This window comes from Candidatus Thiodiazotropha sp. AKAK3, assembly GCF_058244645.1.
In genome coordinates this window covers 1-4,029 of the sequence record NZ_JBSYOQ010000021.1, presented here as the reverse complement: position 1 = coordinate 4,029, position 4,029 = coordinate 1, and the positions used below count along the sequence as shown (strand labels likewise).

Here is a 4,029-nt window from a genome sequence, read left to right as displayed (position 1 = left end):
ACCCTACGCCTATAAGGACAGGTAGGGTGGGGCCATGCCCCACCAATAAAGGCTGATCAAGTACAGGTTGACCAATATAGTTCGCTAAGGATTTTCTTGCGGGCTGATTGGCGCTCCAACAAAATAGACAGTGCGTAGGGTGGGGCCATGCCCCACCAAGTGCTATGCCATAGCGGACACTGTTAGATCATAGAGTGAGACTCTGCTCCACCACCAAGGACTGATCAAGTACAGGTTGACCAATATAGTTCGCAGAGGATTTTCTTACGGCCTGACTGGTACTCCAACAAAATAGTCAGTGTGTAGGGTGGGGCCATGCCCCACCAAGTGCTATGCCATAGCGGACACTGTTAGATGTAGAGTGAGACCCTGCTCCACCAATAAAGGCTGATCAGGTTGAGGATGACCGTTATAGTTCGCTGAGGATTTTCTTGCGGGCTGACTGATACTCCTCATCACTGATAAGATTCTCCTGATGCAAACTCTCAAGTCGTATCAAGCGCTGCTTGATGCTGTTATCAGAGATGGTTTGTTTTGCCTTATTCTCAGAGTTATTTAATGCCTTGGGTTGTTCTTCGACCCGTTCATTTTTTTCAACCGGTCTGTTTTCAGCATCGGCAGGTTTAGTCTCATCTTGCTCGATTTTTTCACGCTTTGCAGATAACTCGCCACACACCAGTTGGATCTTCAAGCCCTTGGTGAAATCCTGGTATTTCACCCGTTGAGTGTAATCATCGCACTCTCTTTTGCGGATATTAATCTTGCCATACAGATCTCTCTTGCTCGATTCATAAGCAGGGGGATAGAGCTGGCTTTGTGTAATATCGATAGGGGTCTCTCCAATCGCCTTCTCCATGATATAGACAGTTGCGCCACTGGGTATGGTTTCTATATGCAAAGGCATCTCACCGTGTAGTTCGCCGATGCCGGTACAGGATTGTAGTTGCGAGAACAAAATTAAGAGACCCCCTATGCGGGCCGATACTTGGGTAGTCATGCTATATTTTTTTAACCTTTCAAGATGATTGACAATCATACTCTGGCTGATAGATCCAATTCGGTAGTTGCAATGAGTATAAAGCAAGCGAGAAGATCGGCAACGCAGAAGCGGCGCATATTTGGTTGCTCACCGATTCCTTAAGCCTTAATTAAAGCTTAAGTTATTGCTCACACTTTGGGAAATTATTCCCGCATTTTAAGGTTCGTTTAAGCTTTCAGGGCTAACTTGAATACAGATGTTATGCAATCAAGTTACACATCAGTGTCTATTTGGCATTGAATTGAATGCCCGGATCTCGGGTATTGGAGGCAAAAATGAAGCGCTTTACGAGTTTAGTACGAAGTTTCGCAATAGTGGTGTTTGGGCTATTACAGGTTTCACTCCTGTCTGCTGATGAGCAGGTTTTAGGCAAAACAGACGCACTATCCAACCATGGGCCGGATACCCTGGTGGTGGTAGAGAAGGTGGTTGGTCTTGATGCCCAAGGTAATACACATACCCTCTACCAGGAAGAGGATGGTCGGGTCTATCGGCTGGAAGATATCAACCAGGTTGTGCATGATTTGAATGCAAGAGGCATTAAATCAAAAGGTAGCTTTCGTGCCTTGCAGGCAGTCTTGGGCGACAGGGTCTATGTGATGGGGAAGAATCGTCAGCCTCATCCGACGCTCCGTCACGAGTCAGGTATACCTCAATCCCTGGAACTCGATGTTGATTCTGTTCGGGTCACCAAAGACCGTGTTACCGCGATCTACTCCACAAATTGCCAGGGCGTTTCTATTTAAGCCCTGAACATGTCTAATAAGGTAGCGGGTTAATAAGATGTCCCCTCGACTCTTAAGTGAGTCGAGGGTCTTCCAACTACTCAGAGCATAAGTGATAGGGTTTTATCAGATCTTTCTCCAGAGCCGGTATCGCGTAAGCATCCAGGTCCTGGTAGGCCTTGTCAGTGATATGTGAGAGATCTTGCGTGAAATAACCAGCCTTGCGATTGCCCTCTTCATTGGTCATCAGTTTCTCGATGTCCAATAGAGGGAAACTTTTTTGTTTTGCGTATCCCCGCATCCACTCATTGGCCGCCATGACATTGCTGCTGATATATTGTTGAAAGCTCTGTTTACCTCTGATCGACCCAATCCACCCCATCAGGTTGTCGATGAGTGAATCCGGCGCACCCATAGTGACCTCTGTTGCCAATACTGGAATAACGCCAGCCTTGTGGGCTGCTTCAGCCATCGCCTCGATATTCCGAATGGCGGTCTCTCTGGTTTCATCGGCAACTTCACGGGAGTTGTTGGAGAAGTCGTTAATGAATCCCCAGATCAGTACAGCCTTTGGATTGACCTCCAGAGCATCTTTCTGAAAACGCTCTAGAACCTCTGTGGATACCTGCCCATTGATACCTCTGTTTAAGACATCAAGACAGCCGATCTTGTCGATCGGCCAGTTTTCGGCATAAGAGGCGCCGATAACAACCAGATTGGGCTGAATGCTCTCAGCTGCTGGGTTCTCCTGGGAAACAGATACGATGGGGTAGAGAATCAGTAACGTGATCGCAAGTCGTAACAGGTTCATAGCGTTATGGGCTCTTGTTGGTGTTTGTGAGTTACTTTATATGGCGAGATGTGAAATTTTGATAAACGAATCATACTGTTTCTGGCCACTACTTAGAAACCCTCAAAGTATGATTAAGTCGGTCTAAGTCGGGTTGTCTGATCATAAACCAATAATACCTAAGAAAAAACAGAGATCGAGTGACCAAAGTTTGACTGCGATTCCAGGAGAGTCACCGTTTGAAATGTTAATACTTTCGGATTCCGTCGCACTCCATCCAGGCTAGACTGCTGTAGCCTGGATGGAGCGGAGCGTAACCCGGGAACTGTGGCCATATGTCATGCCGGTGTAACAAGAACTTGTAGCTGAAGATGTTTACCGATCGTGACTCCCTGATTCCATCCATGTCAAAACTGCAAAGGAGTGCATTTATGGTGAGCTATCGACGAAGCCGTGTGGCCGGCGGTACCTATTTCTTCACTGTGACATTGCGTAACAGGCAAGTTAGTACTCTGGTTGAAAGGATCGATGAATTGCGCTTGGTTGTAAAGCGAGCAAGGGAGGAGCATCCGTTCCGTATCGACGCTTTCGTGGTTTTGCCGGAGCACCTTCACACAGTGTGGACACTGCCAGCGGATGATGGTGACTATGCAGGGCGATGGCGTCAGATCAAGGGCCGTTTCACCCGTACCTTGGTGAAGGGAGGAGTAGCGCTTTCTAAAAATTCAAAGGGTGAATACAACCTGTGGCAGCGGCGTTATTGGGAGCACAGGATTCGAGATGAAGAGGATTTCAGGCGCCATATCGAGTACATCCATTTCAATCCGGTAAAACATGGTTTGGTGAAGCGGGTGAGGGATTGGCCCTATTCCACGTTTCACAAGTTTGTAAGGCAGGGCGTCTATCCCTTGGATTGGGCTGGAAGTGAGTTGGACGGGGAGGGTGAGTACGGAGAGTGAATTCTTGGATTACGCCCCCCATCTGAACGGCCTTATGATGTAGCCTGGATGAAGCGGTGTCTATTCCGTGGGTATGGAACCCGGATTCCGTTGCACTCCATCCAGGCTACACCAACTTGGGTGAGGTAGAGCGCAATCCGGGGAGTCGGAGTGTGGATTAGGTTACCCCTTCCGAACAGTCTTACTATGTAGCCTGGATGAATCGGTGTCTATTCCGTGGGTATGGATCCCGGATTCCGTTGCACTCCATCCAGGCTACACCAGTTTGGGTAGGGTAGAGCGTAATCCGGGGAGTCGGAGTGTGGATTAGGTTCCCCCCTTCCGAACAGTCTTACTATGTAGCCTGGATGAAGCGGTGTCTATTCCGTGGGTATGGACCCCGGATTCCGTTGCACTCCATCCAGGCTACACCAACTTGGGTGAGGTAGAGCGTAATCCGGGGAGTCGGAGTGTGGATTAGGTTCCCCCCTTCCGAACAGTCTTACTATGTAGCCTGGATGAAGCGGTGTCTATTCC

The 4,029-nt window shown here is 48.4% G+C and carries 4 protein-coding genes; 2 read left to right on the top strand and 2 right to left on the bottom strand.

The window, feature by feature from the left end; translation table 11 throughout:
• Positions 1–409: 409 nt before the first annotated feature.
• Positions 410–955 carry a PEGA domain-containing protein gene (locus tag AC4IE7_RS03115; protein WP_490775343.1) on the bottom strand — a complete coding sequence of 182 codons (546 nt, stop codon included), beginning with the start codon at positions 953–955 and terminating at the stop codon, positions 410–412.
• 359 nt (positions 956–1,314) lie between these two features.
• Between AC4IE7_RS03115 and AC4IE7_RS03110 the strand changes: the two genes are divergently transcribed.
• Entirely contained in the window at positions 1,315–1,785 is a 471-nt protein-coding gene (locus tag AC4IE7_RS03110; RefSeq protein WP_490775342.1) for a hypothetical protein, read from the top strand.
• Between the two features lie 76 nt (positions 1,786–1,861).
• Here the strand turns inward: AC4IE7_RS03110 and AC4IE7_RS03105 are convergent, their stop codons facing one another.
• Complete coding sequence (locus AC4IE7_RS03105; protein ID WP_490775341.1) at positions 1,862–2,575, bottom strand: GDSL-type esterase/lipase family protein; 714 nt, start codon at positions 2,573–2,575, stop codon at positions 1,862–1,864.
• A gap of 410 nt (positions 2,576–2,985) precedes the next feature.
• Here AC4IE7_RS03105 and AC4IE7_RS03100 point away from each other — a divergent pair, with 410 nt between their 5' ends.
• Positions 2,986–3,513: an REP-associated tyrosine transposase gene (locus AC4IE7_RS03100; RefSeq protein ID WP_490775344.1), complete on the top strand. Its 528-nt coding sequence runs from the start codon at positions 2,986–2,988 to the stop codon at positions 3,511–3,513.
• Positions 3,514–4,029 lie beyond the last annotated feature (516 nt).